The organism is Variovorax sp. PDC80, assembly GCF_900115375.1.
In the GTDB taxonomy this organism is placed as follows: domain Bacteria; phylum Pseudomonadota; class Gammaproteobacteria; order Burkholderiales; family Burkholderiaceae_C; genus Variovorax.
In genome coordinates this window covers 1-19,076 of record NZ_FOWG01000012.1, presented here as the reverse complement: position 1 = coordinate 19,076, position 19,076 = coordinate 1, and the positions used below count along the sequence as shown (strand labels likewise).

The window sequence follows — 19,076 nt, the reverse complement described above, 5'->3', positions numbered from 1 at the left end:
CGTGGTTCAGCCTCCGATGTGTTCGCGGTGCTGGGCCAGGTCGAGCCCCTGCACCTCGCTGTCGGGATCGACGCGCAGCCCCACCAGCACACGCACCAGGAACAGCACGATCGCGGTGCCGGCCGCGCTGTAGACCGCCACGCCGCCGACCGCGATCGCCTGCGTCAGCACGTTGCCGCTGGCGCCCGAGATGGCCTTGTCGGCGAACACGCCCGTGAGCAGCGCGCCCACGATGCCGCCGATGCCGTGCACGCCGAACACGTCGAGCGAATCGTCCGCGCCCAGCAAGCGCTTGAGGCCGGTGGCGCCCCAGTAGCAGGCCAGGCCGGCGATGGCGCCGATGGCCAGCGCCGAGGGCGGCGTGACGAAGCCCGCGGCCGGCGTGATCGCCACCAGCCCCGCGACCAGGCCCGAGCACAGGCCCAGCAGAGAGGGGCTGCGGCGCACCGTCCACTCGGCGATCATCCAGCTCGCGGCGCCCGCGGCGGCCGCCACGTGCGTGACCAGCATCGCGAGGCCCGCGCGTCCGTCGGCCGCCACCGCCGAGCCCGCATTGAAGCCGAACCAGCCCACCCACAGCAGGCTGGCGCCGGCCATGGTGAAGGCCAGGTTGTAGGGTTCGAAGGGCTCGCGGCCATAGCCGCGGCGCGGGCCCAGCGCATAGGCGCAGACCAGCCCCGCCACGCCCGCATTGACGTGCACCACCGAGCCGCCCGCGAAGTCGAGCGCGCCCATCTGCGCGAGCCAGCCGCCGGGCTCCCAGACCCAGTGCGCGATCGGCGCATAGACCAGCACGCTCCACAGCAGCGCGAACCACAGCACGGCCGAGAAGCGCATGCGCTCGACGAAGGCGCCGAGCACCAGCGCGGTGGTGATGATCGCGAAGCTCAGCTGGAACATCGCGTAGACCGTCTCGGGCACGTTGGGCGCCACGTGGCTCACGGCCAGCGTGCCGGCGTCCTTCAGGTAGTCGAAGCCCGCGAACCAGAAGCGCCCGGTGCCGCCGAGCCAGGGCCAGCCGGGCGTGAAGGCCAGCGAGTAACCGAGCGCGAACCAGGTCAGCGACACCACCGCGGCGATGGCGACCACGCAGGCCATCGTGGCGAGCACGTTCTTGCGCCGCACCATGCCGGCATAGAAGAGGGCGATGCCCGGCAGCGTCATCAGCAGCACCAGCACCGTGGAGGTCATCATCCACGCGGTGTCCGCGGCGCTGATGGAGGCTTGCGGTACCAGGGCCATGGCGGCGGTCTCTTCTTGGAGTGGTGGTCCGGACTCTGTGCACAAGTCGTGCCACCATCGTTAACCGCATGAAACACTTTGGTTTGCTACGCCGTGCGCGAAAGTAAGGCAAAGCGGGTAATTCCCAATGCACTGCGGCGGTGCACCCCCTAAAGTCCAGCCACTCGCGAACGGGCCCTGCTCGTGCTGCCGAGGGCCGAGGAGACAAATTCCCGATCGACAAGAACAATCATCCAAAAGGCTACATCCGAGAGCCTGGTTCACAGATTGAAAAGCGCCGCTGGTCGGCGCTTTTTTTTGCCTGTCGCTGTCGCATCGGTGCCCCGAATCCTTGTCATGAAAAGTGGCGGAACGGCCGACTGTAGTTCTGTTTGTAGCTACTCTTTTGATAGCGATCTCGGTGCGACAATCGCGGCCATGGAAATGTGGCTGATGACCGCGGCCTCGCTGCTCGCGGGGTTCGTGGATGCGATCGTGGGCGGTGGTGGACTGATCCTGGTGCCGGCGCTTTTCGCGGCCTTCCCCGGCGCGCCGCCGGCCACGTTGCTGGGCACCAACAAGAGCGCGTCGATCTGGGGCACGGCCGCTTCGGCGGCGCAGTTCAGCCAGCGCGTGCAGATGCGCTGGGGCGCGCTGTGGCCGGCCGCGCTGGCCGGTTTCTGCGGCGCGTTGGTCGGCGCCTGGGGCGTCACACAGTTTCCGGGCGATTTCCTGCGCCGCGCGCTGCCGGCGATCCTGCTGGCGGTGCTGCTCTATACCCTGGCGCGCAAGGACATGGGCCGCCACCACGCGCCGCGCTTCACCGGCCGCGCCGAGACGCTCGCGGCCTGCAGCATCGGCCTGGGCATCGGCGTCTATGACGGCTTCTTCGGCCCCGGCACGGGCAGCTTCCTGGTGTTCCTGTTCGTGCGCTGGATGGGCTACGACTTCCTCAACGCCTCGGCCTCGGCCAAGGTCATCAACGTGCTCACCAACGGCGCGGCGCTGCTGCTGCTCGCGCTCAAGGGCCACGTCTGGTGGCACTACGGGCTGGCGATGGCGGTCGCCAACGTGGCCGGCAGCCTGATCGGCACGCGCGTGGCGCTCAGGCACGGCGCGGGCTTCGTGCGGATCGTGTTCATGGTCGTGGTCAGCGCGCTGATCCTCAAGACCGCGTACGACGCCTTCCTTAAATAGAAAAGGCCCCGGGGCGAACCGGGGCCTCTTGCTCAGTCGAACAGCGCGGGGCGCTCAATCCTCGACGAAGGCTTCCTCGCGCTTGGACTTCACCGCAGGCAGCAGCACGATGCCCAGCAGCAGCGCCGCGGCCACCAGCAGGCCGGCCGACAGCGGCCGCGTGACGAACACGCTCCAGGCACCGCGCGACAGCAGCAGCGCGCGCCGCAGGTTCTCTTCCATCATCGGCCCGAGGATGAAGCCCAGCAGCAGCGGGGCCGGCTCGGTGCGCAGCTTGAGGAACAGGTAGCCGACGAAGCCGAAGATCGCGACCATCCAGACGTCGAAGGTGTTGTTGTTGGTCGAGTACACGCCGATGGCGCAGAACAGCACGATCGCCGGGAACAGGAACTTGTAGGGCACCGTCAGCAGCTTGATCCACATGCCGATCAGCGGCAGATTCAGGATGATCAGCATCGCGTTGCCGATCCACATCGAGGCGATCAGGCCCCAGAACAGCTCGGGGTTGCTGGTCATCACCTGCGGGCCGGGCTGGATGTTGTGGATCGTCATCGCGCCCACCATCAGCGCCATCACGGCGTTGGGCGGAATGCCCAGCGTCAGCAGTGGAATGAAGGAGGTCTGCGCGCCGGCGTTGTTGGCCGACTCGGGCGAGGCCACGCCGCGGATGTTGCCCTTGCCGAAGGGCACTTCGCCCGGGCGCATCTTGATCTTCTTCTCGAGCGCATAGGCCGCGAAGGCCGCCAGCAGCGCGCCGCCGCCCGGCAGGATGCCCAGGGCCGAACCGAGGGCCGTGCCGCGCAGCACCGCGGGCGTCATGCGCTTGAAGTCGTCCTTGGTGGGCCACAGGCCCTTGACCTTGTGCGTGAAGACCTCGCGCTCGTCGTCGGGCTGCGAGAGGTTGCCGATGATTTCGCCGTAGCCGAACACGCCCATGGCGATCACCACGAAGCCGATGCCGTCGGTCAGTTCGGGGATGTCGAAGCTGAAGCGCGCCACGCCCGAGTTCACGTCGGTGCCGACGATGCCCAGCAGCAGGCCCAGCACGATCATCGCCACCGCCTTGAGCAGCGAGCCCGAGGCCAGCACCACGGCGCCGATCAGGCCCAGCACCATCAGCGAGAAGTACTCGGCCGGGCCGAACTTGAAGGCCAGCTCGGTCAGCGGCGGCGCGAAGGCGGCCAGGATCAGCGTACCCACGCAGCCCGCGAAGAACGAGCCCAGGCCCGCGGCCGCGAGCGCCGGGCCCGCGCGGCCCTGCCTTGCCATCTGGTAGCCGTCGATGCAGGTCACGACCGAGGACGACTCCCCGGGCAGGTTGACCAGGATGGCGGTGGTCGATCCGCCGTACTGGGCGCCGTAGTAGATGCCGGCCAGCATGATCAGGGCCGAGACCGGCGGCAGCGCGTAGGTCGCGGGCAGCAGCATCGCGATGGTCGCGACCGGGCCGATGCCCGGCAGCACGCCGATCAGCGTGCCCAGGATGCAGCCGACCAGGCAGTACAGCAGGTTGGTGAAGGTGAAGGCGACGCCGAAGCCGGTCGCGAGGTTGTGGAACAGTTCCATGGCGGTGTGCTCCTCAACCGGCGATGAAGGTGGGCCAGACCTGGATCTGGAGCTTGAGCGCCCAGATGAAGGCCACGTAGCTGCCCGCCGCGAGGATGGTGGCGAGCACCAGCACGTCGCGCAGGTTGAAGTGTTCGCCCGCCATGCTCGAGATGATGGTGAGCGCGTAGATCGCGATGATCATTCCCATGGCCGGCAGGCCGATGCTCGGCAGGCCGCCCAGCAACACGCCGAACGCGAGGTTGGCGCCCAGCACGTAGGCCAGCGGCTTCCAGGCCCATTTGCCGATCGGATCGCCGTCGGTGGTCTCGACCACCATGGCCTGGAACATGATCCCCAGCCCGAGCAGCGCGAGCAGGATGCCCAGCATGAGCGGGAAGTAACCGGGACCCATGCGGGCCCCGTCGCCGATGTTGTATGCGGTGGCGCCGATGGCGAAGGCGCCGCCCACGGCCGTGAACATGACTCCTGAAAAGAAGTCGGCCTGGCTCTTGATTTTCATGTCTCTCGACCCTCTGTTTTGGAGGGATGAGGGTCGTTTCCGGCGGCTGACCGCTGGCTGACCTGACCGGTAGGGACTAATGCGTAGCGCTTACTACGGGTAAGCCCGCGCGGCCCCGATGCCCGGGTGGCGCAGAAACGAAAAAAGCTCCCGAAGGAGCTTTTTCAGTGAAAGGCGGCAGGGCCGCCATTCGATGGGGTGCGAGGGCTTAGTAGCCGCCGCGGCCGTAGCCGTCGTCGCTGCCACCGCCGCCGCCGTAGCCGCCACCGCTGCGGCCACCACCGCCGCCGCCGTAGCCGCCGCCACCGCCGCTGCGACCACCGCCGCCGCCGCCGTAACCGCCGCCGCCGCCACCACCGCCGTAACCGCCGCCACCACCACCGTAGCCGCCGCCACCGCTACGGGGCGGGCGGGCTTCCATCGGGCGGGCTTCGTTCACGGTCAGGGCGCGGCCCTGGACCGGCTGGCCGTTCAGGCCGGCGATCGCGGCTTGCGCCTCGGCGTCGGTACCCATTTCCACGAAGCCGAAGCCCTTGGAGCGGCCGGTGTCACGTTCCATCATGACCTTGGCGCTGACGATGGCACCGTAGGCGCCGAAAGCTTGCTCCAGGTCGTTGTCACGGATCGAGTAGGCGAGATTGCCCACGTAAAGTTTCTTGCCCATGAAAGGGACTCCTCAACTCAAAAAAACCAAATAACAGAAAAAGCGATGGAGTCCCAGAATCACAACAAACAAAGGCGCTGTGCGCGAAACTGACCGATCACCGGATAACGTGCACGGGAGCCGATGGCTCACTGACACGTAGCGGCGATTATCCCGGTTTGGCCGGGAAATCAAGCTTTTAATTGCACATTCATCGGGAAACCTCTGATCCCGACGGGCGGTTTCGCAACGGTTTGAGCAGGCCGGAGAGCCCGTTGTGGTCTATTTCATGCATCAAGGCGAGCAGCCGGCCGATCTCTCCCGGGGGAAAACCCTCGCGCGCGAACCAGGTCAGGTAGTTGCCCGGCAGGTCGGCGATCAGCGTTCCCTTGTATTTGCCGAAGGGCATCGCCAGCGTGACCAGGCGCTCGAGGTCCTCGGGCTTCATCAGCGGCCTCCCGCGCGCTTGACCGTGTGGCCCAGCTTGGTGAGCGTGGCGATCACCTGTTCGCGGTGGTCGCCCTGGATCTCGATCGTGCCGTCCTTCACCGTGCCGCCGGTGCCGCAGGCCGCCTTGAGCTGCTTGCCGAGCGAAAGCAGGGCCGCCGCGTCGAGCGCCACGCCCTTCACCACGGTCACGCCCTTGCCTTTTCTGCCCGCGGTCTCGTGCGACACACGCACAATGCCATCGGCGGCGCGCAGCCGCGCCTGCTCGGCGAGGTCCTTGCAGCGGCATTGCGCCAGCGGTTCGCCGCAATCGGGGCACATGCGGCCGCCGGCCTCGGTCGAATACACCAGCCGGGTGGCCGCCGGGTTGTCCTTGTGGGTTGCCATGTTCTTGCGTTCTCTTCGTTCCCGATCTCTTTTCTACCAGCCCAGACGAGCCTTTCCGATGCACCTGCCGCCCGCCTTCTTCCGTGGGGAGACCGCCGCTTGACCGCTGCGCCCACCCCGTCCTTCGCATCGCTGGGGCTGGCCCCGGCGCTCGTGCGCGCCGCCGCCGAACGCGGCTACGCCGAGCCGACCGCGATCCAGGCCGCAGCCATTCCCGCGATTCTGCAGGGACGCGACCTGCGCGGCTCGGCCCAGACCGGTTCGGGCAAGACCGCGGCATTCTCGCTGCCGCTGCTGCACCGGCTGGCCGCTGACTCGGCCGGGGGTGAGCGCCGGCTTCGCGCGCTGGTGCTGGTGCCCACGCGCGAGCTCGCGGCCCAGGTCGGCGAGACTTTGCGCGACCTGGCGCGCGCACTGCCCGACCGGTTGCGCATCGCGGTGGTGTTCGGCGGCGTGTCGATCAATCCGCAGCTCATGGGCCTGCGCGGCGGTGCCGACCTGATCGTCGCCACCCCGGGCCGGCTGCTCGACCTGGTCGAGCACAACGCGCTGCGGCTCGACGCGATCGCCACCCTGGTGCTCGACGAGGCCGACCGCCTGTTCGACCTGGGCTTCGCCGAGGAGCTGGGCCGCATCCTCGCGCAGCTGCCGGCGAAGCGGCAGAACCTGCTGTTCTCGGCCACCTTCCCGCAGGCGATCCAGGCGCTGGCCGACCGCATGCTGCGCGACCCCGAAACGATCGACGTGCAGGGCGAGCCCGGCACCGCGCCCGACATCGTGCAGCGCGCGATCGAGGTCGACAGCACCCGCCGTACCCAGCTGCTGCGCCACCTGCTCGAACAGCACGGCGAGGCCTGGGGCCGCGTGCTGGTCTTCGTCGCGACCCAGCATGCCGCCCAGACCGTGGCCGAGAAGCTCTACCGTCACGGCATCTATGCCGTGCCCTTCCATGGCGACATCTCGCAGGGCGCGCGCACCGACATCCTCGACCAGTTCAAGCAGAGCCGCTGGGACGTGGTGGTGGCCACCGACCTGGCCGCGCGCGGCCTCGACATCGCGCGGCTGCCGGTGGTCGTCAACTACGACCTGCCGCGCTCGCCCACCGACTACGTGCACCGCATCGGCCGCACCGGCCGCGCGGGCGAGAGCGGCCTGGCGATCAGCTTCGTGACGCCGGCCTCCGAGGCGCATTTCCGCCTGATCGAGAAGCGCCAGGACCGGCGCGTGCCGCGCGAGCGCATCGAGGGCTTCGAGCCCACCGAGGTCGCGCCGCCGCTGGTCGACGCGAGCGGCACGGGCGGGATCAAGGGCACGCGGCCGAGCAAGAAGGACAAGCTGCGCGCGGCGCAGGCCGCGGAAGCGGCGAAGGCTTCGCCGTCATCCGGGAAGGATCACTGAAGCCTGGCACGCAGCGCGGCCGCGAGGCGTGGTGGCTGTCCAGCTCTAGAAACTGTCCTCCGGCGATGTCGCCGTGAGGGAGAGAGCCCGCCAATTCCAGTCGCCGGGCTGGCGTGCGTCCAGGCGCCAGTCGGCCGCCAGGCGCTCGCCGCGCGCCAGTTCGTCGGCCGACATCCGGGCCTGGATGGTGTTTCGCCGCGGGGCTGCCCGGGGCTCGCCCGCGCGGTCGGACAGCGTGTAGAGCGCCCAGGCTTTCGCCAGGCCATCCGGCGCCGCCTCCAGCACGCTGCCCAGCAGAAGCAGGCCTTGCGGCTGGCCGCGGCTCGCTCCTTCGCGCAGCCAGTCCAGCGCCGCCTTGGGATCGCGCGGCGCATCGCGTCCGAACAGGTACATCTGACCCAGGATCGTCTGCGACACCGGGTCGCCGCCGCGCGCGGAGGCGGTGCGCCACTGCAGCGCGCGTTCCGCGCTCTTTTCCACGCCGGCGCCCTGGGTGTAGATCTCGGCCAGACGGCGCTGCGCATAGGGGTCCCCCAGGTCCGCGGCGCGTCGGTACAGGGCATGCGCCTCGACCGGATCCGCCGGGACATCCTGGCCCGCCGACAGCATGTCGCCCAGGTTGTCGAGCGCGGTGACGTCGTCGAGATCGGCCGCCTTCCGGAACCAGCGCATGGCTTGCGCCGCATCCCTGGGCACTCCGTAGCCCTTGTCGTGATAGATGCCCAGCCACGCCATGGCGGGCGCGTCGTCGCGAGCCGCCGCCTGGCGCAGCCATTCCATGCCTTCCTTCGGATCGGCCGGGATGCCTTCCCGCGCGCGCACGACGAAGGCGGCGATCGTTCGCTGGGCCTGCAGCAGGCCCTGGGCGGCAGCCTTGCGCCACCACGACAGGCCGAGGGCGCGATCGATCTTCACCGACACGCCATGGCAAGGCTGGCCACCGGCATACAGCATGCCGAGCAGGAACTGCGCACGCGGCTCCCCGGCCTCCGCCGCCCGCTGCAGCCAGTCGTGCACGTTCTCGTTGCGATCGACGGTTCTCTGGGGACCGCTTCCCTCGGCCAATCCCATGTGTTCGCAGTAGGCGACCGCGAGCCGCGTCAGGTTCTCCGTGCCGAGCGTGTCGAAGCGGCCTTCGAGCGCGGCCTGCCGAAGCGGCTCCAACCCGGCCTTGTCCGCGGGGCGTAGCGCATAGCCTTCGAACATGAGGCTGACCTTGCCCTTGGCGCGCATCAGGATCAGTGCGTCGCTGGCATCGACCCGGCCGGCGCGTGCCGCGCGCGACAGCAGCTTGTAGGCCATGTAGTCGTCCTGATGGCGGCTGTCGTCGCGGGCATGGATGCTGCCCAGGTAGAAGGCCGCATCCGGGTCGCCGAGCTCGGCCAGCGGCTGCAGTTGGGCCACGGCGGCATCGAAGTCCCGGGCCCGGTAGGCGCGCACGCCGGCGTCGAGATCGGCGGCGGCGACGCCGAGGGACGCGGCGGCTCCCAGGACGAATGCGCAGACGCGGGCGGCAAGCAGCTTCATGGGCAAGGAGGGGCGGAGACGGCAGGTCGGGCAGACGCTGCGCGATGGTAGCCGCCATCACGATGTGCTCGAACAGGGCCGCCGGTGCCGTGCCGCTCACGGCGCGTGAAGCACTGAGCCCGCGCGCTCAATGCCCGTGGAACCGTGCCGGCGGGTACGACGCCAGTTCCGCCAGCAGCAGCGTCCACGCGCGCGCGCCCTGCTGGATCGATGCGAGCCGGAAGAACTCGTTCGGCGCGTGCACGTCCTCGTCGGGCAGGTTGAAGCCGAACATCAGCGTGTCGATGCCCAGCGTCTCCTTGAACAGCGCGGTGACCGGCACGCTCGCGCCCAGGCGCACATGGATCGGTCGGCGGCCGCTCTCGCGCTCGAGCACGGCCTCGGCCGCGCGCACCAGCGGATGCGCGGGCGCGAGGGTGGAGGCCGGCGAGCCTTCGTGCAGCGCGACGGTCTCGAGCGTGCAGCCCGGCGGGCAGTGCGCCTGCAGGTGGCGCAGCACGGCGCGGATGACGGCGCCCGGGTCCTGGCCCGCGACCACGCGCGCGGTCAGCTTGGCGCCGGCCTCGCAGGGCACGATGGTCTTGCCGCCCTCGCCGGTGTAGCCGCCCCACAGGCCGTTGACGTCGAGCGCGGGGCGCAGCGTGATGCGCTCGCGCGCGCTGTAGCCGGGCTCGCCGTGGTCGCTGCCGCCCACGTCCGCGAAGAAGGCCGCTTCGTCGTAGGGAAAGGCCGCGGTGTCGGCGCGCTGCCGCGGCGTCGGCGGCTGCGCGCCGGCATGGAAGCCCTCGACCGCCACGCCGCCGTCGGCATGGTGCAGCGAAGCGATGAGCCGCGCCATCTCGTGCAGCGCGTTGCGCACGCCGCCGCCGTAGCGGCCCGAGTGCAGGTCCTTGTGCGCGCTGCGCAGGCGCACCTCGAGCTGCGCATTGCCGCGCGCGCCGGTGTTGATCGTCGGCACCTCGGCGCTCGCGCGGCCGCCGTCGGCCGACAGCACCGCGTCGGCCCGCAGCAGCGCGCGGTGGCGCTCGACCAGGCGGCGCAGCGAGGGACTGCCGGTCTCCTCCTCGCCCTCGAGGAAGACCTTGATGTTGACCGGGCAGCCGCCGCGCACCGCGAGGAAGGCCGCGATGGTCTCGAGCGCGATGGTGGTCGAGCCCTTCACGTCGGAGCTGCCGCGCGCATAGAGCCGGCCGTCGACCGTGGCCGGCTCGAACGGCGGCGTGCGCCACAGCGCGAGCGGGTCGGCGGGCTGCACGTCGTAGTGGCCGTAGACCATCAGGGTGGGCCGGCCGGGCGCGCCGTTCCATTCGCCGTACACCGCGGGCTCGCCGCCGCCGTCGAGCAGTTGAACCTCGTGCAGGCCGATGGCGCGCAGCCGCTCGAGCAGGAAGCGGCGCGCCGTGTCCATGCCGGGTGCGAAGGCCGGGTCGGCGCTCACGCTGGGAATGCGCAGGAAGTCCTCGAGCCAGGCCACGATCGGCTGCTGGCGTGCCGCGAGGTGGTCGATGACGGCCTGCGTACCGGCGTCCGCGGAAGGGGAGTCTGTGGAATGCATGGTGGTGTTCATCAGTAGATCGGCGGGAACACGCCCGGCCCCCACAGCGTGTCGCAGCGGTGCGTGCGCTCGAAGTCGCCGCGCGTGACGCCGATCGCGGGATAGCCGAAGGCGATCAGCGCGGGGTCGGCCGGGGAGGCGAAGCGCGGCCAGGGCGTGGCGACCGGCGTGCCCTGGTTCGGGTCGCCGCTGCGCACGAAGTTGAGCAGGTAGCTGCTCATCTTCGCGGCGAGTGCTCGGCGCTGCGTGGCCACGGCGGCATCGCCGCCCGCGGCCGTGGTGTCGGCGGCATCGAGGTACGGATAGCCCGCGAGCTGGTCGGCCATGTCGCCGAAATAGAAGCTGTCCATGCCGTGCGCGCTGCCGTAGTAGAAGGCCGAGGGCTTGGCGGGGAAGGACAGCACCGGGTCGGTGAACTCCCAGCCGTAGACCGGCACCCAGGCCGAAAGCGCGCCGCGCCGCGCGCTGTTGCCGCAGGCGTACATGCCGTCGCCGATGGCGCGCGCGACGCCCTGCGCCGGCACCGCGAAGCGCGAGAGCGGGTAGGCCGCCTCGATGGCCGTGGTGTCGAAGCCCGCGGGCGCGAGACCGCGCAGATAGAGCGGGTAGAGGTCGGCGCCGAGCTTGCTGTCGACGAACAGGGTGCCCTCGTCGTACACGCCGCCGATCATCACCGGCACCTGGTTGAAGTTGCCGCTCTCGAAGGCGCGCGCCGGCACCTGCGTGAGCACCTGCGCGTCGACCGTGGGCCGCCACTTGCTGCCGCCCACGGCCAGCAGTGCCGAGGCCGGCAGGCCGCGCAGGCAGGCGACGGTGGCGGCGTCGTCGGCCTGGCCGGCACAGCCCAGCTTGGCGACCGCGGCATCGCCGATGCCCAGCGCCGTGTCCATGCCCTGGTTCGAGTACTCGCCGCCACCGCCGCTCTGCATCACGGCGCGGTGGAACAGGCCCCGGGCCTTCGGCGACTGCAGCAGCGAGAAGCTCTGCGTGGCGCCGGCCGAGGTGCCCCAGATCGTGACCTTGCCCGCGTCGCCGCCGAACGAAGCGATGTTGCGCTGCACCCATTCGAGCGCGGCGATCTGGTCCATCAGCGCGAAGTTGCCGAGGCTGCCGTCGCGGTTGAGCGCGCGCAGCGACCGGTTGGCGAGGTAGCCGAGCGCGCCGAGCCGGTAGTTGAAGCTCACCACCACCACGCCGCCGCGCGCCGCGAGCGTGCCCGAGGCTTGCGAGCCCGAGCCGAGCACGAAGGCGCCACCGTGGATGTAGACCAGCACCGGTAACCGGTCGCCGGGCTTCGCGTCCGCGGGCTTCCAGACATTGAGATAGAGGCAGTCCTCGGCCGAGCGGCCGTCGACATTGGTTTCGGGCGCCTGCAGGCAGGCGGTGCCGAAGGCCTGGGCCTGCAGCGTCGCGTCGTGCGCGGCGGGCGGCCGCGGCGGTGCCCAGCGCAGGTCGCCGACCGGCGGCCGTGCATAGGGAATGCCGAGGAAGGCGACCAGCCCGTCCTGGCGCTGGCCCGCGACCGGGCCTTCGGTGGTGCTGGCGAGCGCGGGATCGGGCGCGGCCGGCGGTGGCGGCGCGGGCATGGCGACCGGTGGCAGCGCGAAGTTCGCGGCACCGCCGCCTCCGCCGCCGCAGGCCGCGAGGGCGGTGCACAGGATCGCGGCCAGGGCCAGCGGCAGGGCGCGACGAGGCGCCCTTCGATCGAGGGTGGTCATGGGTCTCCTTCGGGCCGGCGAGCGGCCTCTCTCGGTGGGTGGGGGAGGAAAAAAAGAAGCCGCAGCGCTCAGGGCGACTCGTAGCCCACGGTGCGCACCAGCTCGCGGTAGCGCGCGATCTCCGCGCGGTAGAACTTCTCGGCCGCCTCCAGGCTCATCGGCTGGAAGATCGTCTTGGCCTGCGCCTCGAGCTGCGCGCGCGCATGGGCATTGGCGAGCCCGCTCTCGATCGCGGCGTTGAGCCGCTCGGCCACCGGTTGCGGCGTGCCCTTCTTCACCGCGTAGGCGGTCCAGATGCTGAAGTCGAAGCCCTTCATCGACACCGAGTCCGCGCTCGAGGGCACGTCCTCGAACGGCGCCGGCAGCCGGCCGCCCGAGAGCGCGCCGATCACGCGCAGCTTGCCCTGGCGCGCGTAGTCGGCATAGAAGGCCTGGTAGGGCATGAAGGCGAAGTCGATCTGGCCGCCGAGCAGGTCCTGCAGCAGCGGCGCGCCGCCCTTGTAGGGCACGTGCGTGGCGTTCGCGCCGGCGCGCTTGGCGAACAGCTCGCCCAGCAGGTGGTAGAGCGTGCCCGGGCCGGTCGAGCCGTAGCTCAACGGCGCGTCCTTGCCGCGGGTGCGCGCCAGCGCCACCAGCTCGTCGAGCGTGCGCGCGGGCAGCTTGTCGTTGACCACCACCACCAGCGGCGAGATCGCGACCGGCGCCACCAGCTGGAAGTCCTCGGGGCGGTAGCGCACGCTTCGGTTGACCATGCCCGAGAGGATCAGCTCGCTGGGCGAGCCCTGGAACAGGGTGTGGCCGTCGGCCGGTGCCGCGAGCACCTTGTTGGCGGCGATGGCGCCGGCCGCGCCGCCCAGGTTCTCGACGATCACCTGCCCACCCAGCGCCTTGGCCACCGGCTCGGCGAGCGCGCGCGCCGTGAAGTCGCTGGCCGCGCCGGCCGGGTACGGCACCATCAAGGTGACCAGCTTGGAGGGAAAGGCCGCGGGCTGCGCCCAGGCGCCGGAGCCCACGGCCGCAAGACCGGCGAGGGCCACGGCGAGCGCCAGGGCGCCGCGGCGGCGGGACAGCCCGGGCGACAGCCGGGAGAAGCGTTGCGAGAAGCCTTGCATGGGGCGATTCCTTGGGTCGAAAGCAGTACGCGACGGATGCTAGAAATCGCCCCTCTATCTGTCCAATGCATTGTTTTTCTGCTTATCATGATCTGGACTCATGATCGGAGCGCCATGAATTTGCAGCAACTCGAGCACCTGCTCGCGCTCGCCGAAACCGGCTCCTTCAGCCGCGCCTCCGAGAAGGTGCACCTCACGCAGCCCGCGCTCAGCCGCAGCATCCAGATGCTCGAGCAGGAGCTCGGCATGCCGCTCGTCGACCGCATCGGCAAGCGCAACGAGCTCACGCCCTTCGGCGCGATGGTGCTGGCGCGCGCGCGGCGCATCTCGAGCGAGGCGCAGGAGCTGCGCCGGGCCGCGGCGCTGTTGAGCGACGGGCAGGCGGGCCAGTTGCGGCTGGGCCTGGGCGCGGCGCCGGGCGCGCTGTTCTCGGCGCCGCTGCTGATCCACATGCTGCGCGACTACCCGCGCGTCGGCCTCGAGCTGCATGGCGGCGGGCCCGAGCAGCAGCTCGCGGCGCTGCGCGCACGCGCCATCGATGCGCTGCTGATCACCTACCGCGCGCTGTCGCCGAGCGAGGACCTGCGCATCGAGGTGCTGCCCACCTTGCGCTCGGGCTTCGTCTGCCGGCGCGGCCATCCGTTGGCAACGCGCCTGCGCGAGGCGGGCGCGCTGGCCTTCGCCGAGCTCGCGCGCTTCCCGCTGATCTCCACGCGCGTGAGCGACGACGTCGCGCGCCGCCTGGTCGAGCGCTACGGCAGCGAGGCCAGTCCGCAGCGCTGGCTGCAGGTGTCCTCGGAAGAGATCGGCGTGCTGGTGGAGGCCGTGCGCAACACCGACGCGATCTTCCTCGGCGTGCTCGCCGTCACGCGCGCGCTGCGCGACGGCGGCGAACTGGTCGAGCTGGCCGTGGCGCCGCAGGCCGGGCTCGATGCGCAGTTCGCCTTCGTCACGCTCGAGGGCCGCACCGAGGCGCCGGCGCTGCAGATCGTGCGCGGCTTCTGCATGGCGTTGGCGCGCAGGGAGTCGGCGGCCGAGCAGGGGTAGCGCCGAGGCACCACTGTCAGCCGGGGTCGGCCGCGAAATCCACCTGGTGCCGCGCGATCCGAAGATCGCCGAGCGCCTCGCGCACGCGCATGTGCGCCGGATGCGTGGCATAGCCGTCGAGCGCGGCCTGGCTGTCGAACTCCGAATAGAGCACCACGTCGCAGGCATAGGCGACGCGGCTCGAGTCGACGCCGACCTCGATGCGCAGCAGGCCCGGGACCTGGCCGCGCAGCGACTCGAACTGCTGCTTCACGAACTGCGTGGCGTGCGCCTTCTGCTCGGGCGTGTCGGCGCGCAGGTCCCACATCACGATGTGCTTGAACATGGCGCGGGGATGCTGGCCTGCTGCGGCCAGGGGGGATGGAAGACGAGGATCACGCGAGGGCTCCAGCTCCCGCGGGGCAGGGAAGGAGCCCGCGGCGTGCGGACGATGGTATGCAGGCGCGGCGCGAAAGACCGCGTCGCCGCTGGAGAACAGTTTTCCGCTGGCGGCGCTCCGGGCTTCAGTCGCGCGGCGGCCGCTTCGCGATGCCCATGGTCTTCGCGAGGATGCCGAGCATCACCTCGTCGGCGCCGCCGCCGATCGAGGCCAGGCGGCCGTCGCGGTACAGCCGCGAGACGCGGTTCTCGAGCGTGAAGCCCATGCCGCCCCAGAACTGCAGGCAGGTGTCGGCCACCTCGCGCGTGAGCCGGCCGGTCTTGAGCTTGGCCATCGAGGCCAGCTCGGTCACGTCCTGGCCCTGCACGTGCAGGTCGCAGGCGCGGTAGGTCAGCGCGCGCAGCGCCTCGACCTCGGTCTTGAGCTCGGCCAGCTTGAACTGCACCCACTGCTGGTCGGCCAGCGTGCCGCCGAACAGCTTGCGCTGCTGGGCCCATTCGATGGTCTGCGCGATGCAGTCGTCCATCGGCTCGAGCGAGCTGGCCGCGCACCACAGCCGCTCTTCCTGGAACTGCTGCATCTGGTAGACGAAGCCCTGGCCTTCCTCGCCGATGCGGTAGCGCTGCGGCACGCGCACGTTGTCGAAATAGATCAGGCCGGTGTCGCTCGAGTGCATGCCGATCTTGCGGATCTTCTTCGCCTTCTCGATGCCGGGGCTGTCCATCGGCACGATCACCAGCGACTTGTTGCGGTGCACCGGGCCGTCGCCGGTGTTGACCAGCATGCACATCCAGTCGGCCTGCAGGCTGTTGGTGATCCACATCTTCTGGCCGCTGATGAGGTAGTCGTCCCCATCCTTGCGCGCATGGCTCTTGAGCCCCGCCACGTCGCTGCCCGCGCCCGGCTCGGACACGCCGATGCAGCCCACGGTATCGCCCGCGATCGCCGGCGCGAGGAACTCGCGGCGCAGTTCGTCGCTGCCGAAGCGCGCGAGCGCGGGGGTGCACATGTCGGTCTGCACGCCGATCGCCATCGGCACGCCGCCGCAGCTCACGTGGCCCAGCGCCTCGGCCAGCGCCATCGCGTACGAGTAGTCGAGGCCGGCGCCGCCGTAGGCCTCGGGCTTGTTGAGGCCCAGCAGGCCCAGGTTGCCGAGCTTCTTGAAGACCTCGTGCGCGGGAAAGGTCTCGGCCGCCTCCCACTCGTCGACGTGCGGATTGATCTCCTCGTCGATGAAGCGGCGCAGGGTCTTCTGGATCTCGAGGTGTTCGTGCGTGTAGTGCATGGTGTCCGTACGGGCGGGGCGCTCCCCGGCCCCGATCGCAGGAACTCTAGGCGCGCCCCGGCCGTGGGGCTTGCGCCAACTAGCTGGTGCGCGCGCGGCGCGCGGTGGCCGGTGCCGGCCGCGCGTTCGAGGCGGCCGAGATCGGCGACTCGATGCTGTTGCCGGTGAGCACCCAGTAGATGAAGATCAGCACCGCGCCGGCCGTGCCGAACACCGTGAGGCCCATGTAGCTGCCGCCGATGGCGAGCGCGTCGACCGGGGCGGTGGCGGTGCAGACCATGGTGGCCGCGCTCATGCCCACGTAGTGCATGGTGCAGACCGCCAGGCCCATCACGGCCGCGGCGCCGATCTGCAGGCTCAGCTTGCGCACGTTGAAGGCCAGCCACAGCGCGGCGGCGGCGGCGCTGATGGCGATCAGCACCGACAGCCCGACCGCCATCGGGTCGAACTGCATCGTCGCGCGCATGTTCATCGCGAACATGCCCATGTAGTGCATCACGCACACGCCCAGGCCGGCCAGCAGGCTGCCCGCGAGCCAGCCCGCGCGGCTGAACTTGCGGCGCCCGCCCGCGAGGTAGAGCGCGATGCCCGAGATCAGGATCGCGGCCACCAGCGAGACCACGGTCAGCGGCATGTTGTAGGCGATCGAGACCGGCAGCCGGTACGCCAGCATGCCGATGAAGTGCATCGACCAGATGCCGATGCCGCCGAGCGCCACCGCCGCGCAGGCCACGGCCGCGAGGTTCGGGCGGCCGTCGGCGCCGACCATGCGCCCGGCGCAGATCAGCGCGGTCAGCGAGCCGGCGAAGGAAATGAAGTACGACAGTGCCACCAGCCCCAACGAGTATTCGGGCGACAGCAGCTGGCCTGCGACGAGCGGTGTCATGGTTGTCCTTTCGACAGGAAGACGGCACCGCTCGCCCCCGGAAATCGGTGGTACCGGACCGTTCCGGGCGAGTTTGTAATGTTTGTTTTTAAAAGTAAACTGGTTTTTTACAATTCCGTTTAGATTACTTTTCTCTTAATTTTTCAGCGCTGAGGCCGGATCCGGTATATCGCGTTGTTCCGGTCCGCCGCCATGTAGACCGTGCCGTCGGGCCCGACCGCCACGCCGGTCACCACGTAGGGCGGCGGCAGTCCGGGCCCGGGCGCCAGCCCGATCGGCAGGTTCTCGGCGATGGTGCGGCGCGAGCCATCGGCCGGGTCGATCTCCACCAGCCGCCGCGCCGCGCTCTCGGCCACCACGAAGCTGCCCCAGGGCGTCTGCGCCAGGCCCTCGGGCAGCGCGAGCTTGTCGGCGATGGTGCGCAGCGGTGCGCTGGCGTCGAGCGGAATGCGCAGCAGCTTGCCGGCCGCCTCGGTCACGTAGAGCGCGCCGTCGCGGCCGATCACCATCTGCACCGGCCCGTTGAGCCCGCTCGCGATCACCTGCCGCTCGGCGAACTTCGCGCCGCTCGCGCGCGTGATGCTGCCGGTGGCGATCTCGGCGTAGATCACGCTGCCGTCGGGCATCGGGATCGCATCGAACGGCGCCTTCAGGCCGTGGATCGTCTCCACCGTCTTCAGCGTCTGCCGGTCGACCAGTTGCACCGTGCCCGTGAACCACGAGCTCAGCGCGAACAGCCGTGCCGAGAGCCCGACCGCGAACGGGTACTCGAGCTCGGGCTCGCGCTGCATGCGGAACACGTCGCGCACCTCGCCGTTGCGCACGTCCACCCGCCGGAAGCCGAACACGTCGGCGACCCAGAGGTCGTTGCCGTCGAGCTTCATGCCGGCCGGCACCGCGAGCTTGCCGCCGGTGAGCGTGCGCAGCTCGCCGGTGGCGGGCTCGAAGGCCATGACCTCGTTGTCGGCCATGTTCGAGATGTAGATCGTGCCCTCGGGCGCGATCGCGAGGTTGTCGAGCGAGGGCTTGAGCTGCTTCGCGACCGTCTTGCGGCCGGTGGCGAGTTCGACCTTCACAAGCTCGCCGCTGCGCGCGTCGACCACCCAGAGATTGCCCTTGCCGTCGAGGTTGGCCGCGGCCGGGATCTGGAAGCCGTCGGCGATCGGCGTGATGCGCCCGTCGGCCGGATCGATCTTCACCACCTGGTTCTTGAACCACAGCGGTCCGTAGAGCATGCCGTCGGACCCGACCTCGAAGCCGTTGAAGCCGCCCATGTCCTTGCGGATCAGCCGCGGCGGCTTCTGGCCCGCGCGGTCGATCTCCCACAGCGCGTCGCCGAGGAACACCTGCGAGGCGTAGAGCTTGCCGTTGCGCGGGTCGAAGGCCAGGGAGTTGAGGCCGGGCAGGTCCTTCGCGAGGACGCGCATGGGGGCGGTGTCGTGCTCGCGGTAGCGCAGCATGCCCATGAGGTAGTTGGTCCAGGCCATCTCGCCTTGGGGGCCGATGGCGATGTCGTCGGATTGGCCTTCGGGGGCGTCGATCAGGATCTTTGCTGCACCTGTTTTTCGGTCGACTTCCCAGAGGGTGTTGCCCAGGACCGAGCCTGCTAGCAGGCGGCCCTTCTGGTCGATGGCGAGGCCGTGGACGCCGGAGAAAGAGGAGGGGGGGACCAGGGGCTCTGGGGGGTGCCAGGCTGTGGGTCTTGTGGTGACGACAGGAGTGGCCGGTGCGGGTGCGGGCTCTGGTGTCTGTGCGACTGTTGGGGTCGTTGACGGTTGGCTCGTTGTGGTTGTTGTCGTGCTGCAGGCTGCGAGCAGGGTGGCTACGGCGGCGATGGCCAGGTGACGGAACAGCGGGGGGATGGGCACGGGGTCTCCTTCTCTCTTCTCTTTGTTCGACGTTGTTTTGGGGCGCGCGGGGGAGTCTAGGGAATGTGGAGGGGGAATTGGTCGCTGGTGAGACAGGGGTTTTGGGTTTTCTTAAGGTGCTGTCTCTTGGTTGGGCCGTTGGCCGGGTCTCGCCCCGGCGGGCGAGTCACTTTCTTTTGCTTCGCCAAAAGAAAGTAACCAAAGAAAAGGCGACCCACTGTCTGCGACCCTCCGCTTCGCTACGGGCAACCTGCGGTGCTCGCGTTTCGCGGGGTCTCGCAGAACTCGCTCCGCTGCGCTGCGCTCAGACAGCTGCGAGCCCTTATCCGCGAAACGCT

General features: G+C 69.9%; 17 protein-coding genes. 3 read left to right on the top strand and 14 right to left on the bottom strand.

Translation table 11 applies throughout. The features are described from left to right. Nucleotides 1-6: 6 nt before the first annotated feature. Nucleotides 7-1,242, bottom strand: coding sequence for an ammonium transporter (locus BM109_RS29625; RefSeq protein ID WP_057597259.1), 1,236 nt, complete (start codon nucleotides 1,240-1,242; stop codon nucleotides 7-9). Between the two features lie 417 nt (nucleotides 1,243-1,659). Here BM109_RS29625 and BM109_RS29620 point away from each other — a divergent pair, with 417 nt between their 5' ends. Continuing rightward, on the top strand, nucleotides 1,660-2,418 hold the full coding sequence (locus BM109_RS29620) for a sulfite exporter TauE/SafE family protein (RefSeq protein WP_093351014.1): 759 nt from the start codon (nucleotides 1,660-1,662) through the stop codon (nucleotides 2,416-2,418). 54 nt (nucleotides 2,419-2,472) lie between these two features. Here BM109_RS29620 and BM109_RS29615 read toward each other — a convergent pair whose 3' ends face one another. The 5 genes from BM109_RS29615 to BM109_RS29595 form a co-directional block, all read right to left on the bottom strand. After that, nucleotides 2,473-3,984, bottom strand: coding sequence for a tripartite tricarboxylate transporter permease (locus BM109_RS29615; RefSeq protein WP_093351011.1), 1,512 nt, complete (start codon nucleotides 3,982-3,984; stop codon nucleotides 2,473-2,475). Between the two features lie 13 nt (nucleotides 3,985-3,997). Continuing rightward, nucleotides 3,998-4,486: a tripartite tricarboxylate transporter TctB family protein gene (locus tag BM109_RS29610; protein ID WP_093351008.1), complete on the bottom strand. Its 489-nt coding sequence runs from the start codon at nucleotides 4,484-4,486 to the stop codon at nucleotides 3,998-4,000. A 208-nt stretch (nucleotides 4,487-4,694) separates the two neighbouring features. After that, nucleotides 4,695-5,150 carry an RNA recognition motif domain-containing protein gene (locus BM109_RS29605; RefSeq protein ID WP_093351005.1) on the bottom strand — a complete coding sequence of 152 codons (456 nt, stop codon included), beginning with the start codon at nucleotides 5,148-5,150 and terminating at the stop codon, nucleotides 4,695-4,697. A 190-nt stretch (nucleotides 5,151-5,340) separates the two neighbouring features. Continuing rightward, nucleotides 5,341-5,577 (bottom strand): DUF3820 family protein, encoded by a 237-nt coding sequence (locus BM109_RS29600; RefSeq protein ID WP_057597643.1) that lies wholly within the window; start codon nucleotides 5,575-5,577, stop codon nucleotides 5,341-5,343. Next, the gene (locus tag BM109_RS29595) at nucleotides 5,577-5,963 is read right to left on the bottom strand and encodes a translation initiation factor Sui1 (RefSeq protein ID WP_057597644.1); all 387 of its coding nucleotides are present in this window, start codon (nucleotides 5,961-5,963) and stop codon (nucleotides 5,577-5,579) included. The genes BM109_RS29600 and BM109_RS29595 overlap by 1 nt, the downstream gene beginning before the upstream one ends. A gap of 99 nt (nucleotides 5,964-6,062) precedes the next feature. On the opposite strand from BM109_RS29595, the gene BM109_RS29590 reads away from it, so the two are divergent. Further along, complete coding sequence (locus tag BM109_RS29590) at nucleotides 6,063-7,361, top strand: DEAD/DEAH box helicase (protein WP_093351002.1); 1,299 nt, start codon at nucleotides 6,063-6,065, stop codon at nucleotides 7,359-7,361. Nucleotides 7,362-7,406: 45 nt separating this feature from the next. Here BM109_RS29590 and BM109_RS29585 read toward each other — a convergent pair whose 3' ends face one another. The 4 genes from BM109_RS29585 to BM109_RS29570 all read right to left on the bottom strand — a co-directional run bounded on the left by BM109_RS29585 (nucleotide 7,407) and on the right by BM109_RS29570 (nucleotide 13,273). Beyond that, nucleotides 7,407-8,888 (bottom strand): SEL1-like repeat protein, encoded by a 1,482-nt coding sequence (locus BM109_RS29585; RefSeq protein ID WP_093350999.1) that lies wholly within the window; start codon nucleotides 8,886-8,888, stop codon nucleotides 7,407-7,409. A gap of 127 nt (nucleotides 8,889-9,015) precedes the next feature. Further along, on the bottom strand, nucleotides 9,016-10,443 hold the full coding sequence (locus BM109_RS29580; RefSeq protein ID WP_093351650.1) for a dipeptidase: 1,428 nt from the start codon (nucleotides 10,441-10,443) through the stop codon (nucleotides 9,016-9,018). An 11-nt stretch (nucleotides 10,444-10,454) separates the two neighbouring features. Then, nucleotides 10,455-12,161, bottom strand: coding sequence for a carboxylesterase/lipase family protein (locus BM109_RS29575; RefSeq protein ID WP_093350996.1), 1,707 nt, complete (start codon nucleotides 12,159-12,161; stop codon nucleotides 10,455-10,457). Between the two features lie 68 nt (nucleotides 12,162-12,229). Beyond that, complete coding sequence (locus BM109_RS29570; protein WP_093350993.1) at nucleotides 12,230-13,273, bottom strand: tripartite tricarboxylate transporter substrate binding protein; 1,044 nt, start codon at nucleotides 13,271-13,273, stop codon at nucleotides 12,230-12,232. Nucleotides 13,274-13,387: 114 nt separating this feature from the next. On the opposite strand from BM109_RS29570, the gene BM109_RS29565 reads away from it, so the two are divergent. After that, nucleotides 13,388-14,320 carry a LysR family transcriptional regulator gene (locus tag BM109_RS29565; RefSeq protein WP_093350990.1) on the top strand — a complete coding sequence of 311 codons (933 nt, stop codon included), beginning with the start codon at nucleotides 13,388-13,390 and terminating at the stop codon, nucleotides 14,318-14,320. Nucleotides 14,321-14,336: 16 nt separating this feature from the next. On the opposite strand, the gene BM109_RS29560 is transcribed toward BM109_RS29565, so the two are convergent. From BM109_RS29560 to BM109_RS29545, 4 genes are all read right to left on the bottom strand, one after another. Next, nucleotides 14,337-14,645 carry a Dabb family protein gene (locus BM109_RS29560; RefSeq protein ID WP_093350987.1) on the bottom strand — a complete coding sequence of 103 codons (309 nt, stop codon included), beginning with the start codon at nucleotides 14,643-14,645 and terminating at the stop codon, nucleotides 14,337-14,339. Between the two features lie 178 nt (nucleotides 14,646-14,823). Continuing rightward, on the bottom strand, nucleotides 14,824-15,984 hold the full coding sequence (locus BM109_RS29555; RefSeq protein WP_093350984.1) for an acyl-CoA dehydrogenase family protein: 1,161 nt from the start codon (nucleotides 15,982-15,984) through the stop codon (nucleotides 14,824-14,826). A 79-nt stretch (nucleotides 15,985-16,063) separates the two neighbouring features. Beyond that, complete coding sequence (locus BM109_RS29550; protein ID WP_093350981.1) at nucleotides 16,064-16,870, bottom strand: MHYT domain-containing protein; 807 nt, start codon at nucleotides 16,868-16,870, stop codon at nucleotides 16,064-16,066. A 143-nt stretch (nucleotides 16,871-17,013) separates the two neighbouring features. Then, nucleotides 17,014-18,357 carry a Vgb family protein gene (locus BM109_RS29545; protein WP_256222860.1) on the bottom strand — a complete coding sequence of 448 codons (1,344 nt, stop codon included), beginning with the start codon at nucleotides 18,355-18,357 and terminating at the stop codon, nucleotides 17,014-17,016. Nucleotides 18,358-19,076: the final 719 nt, after the last annotated feature.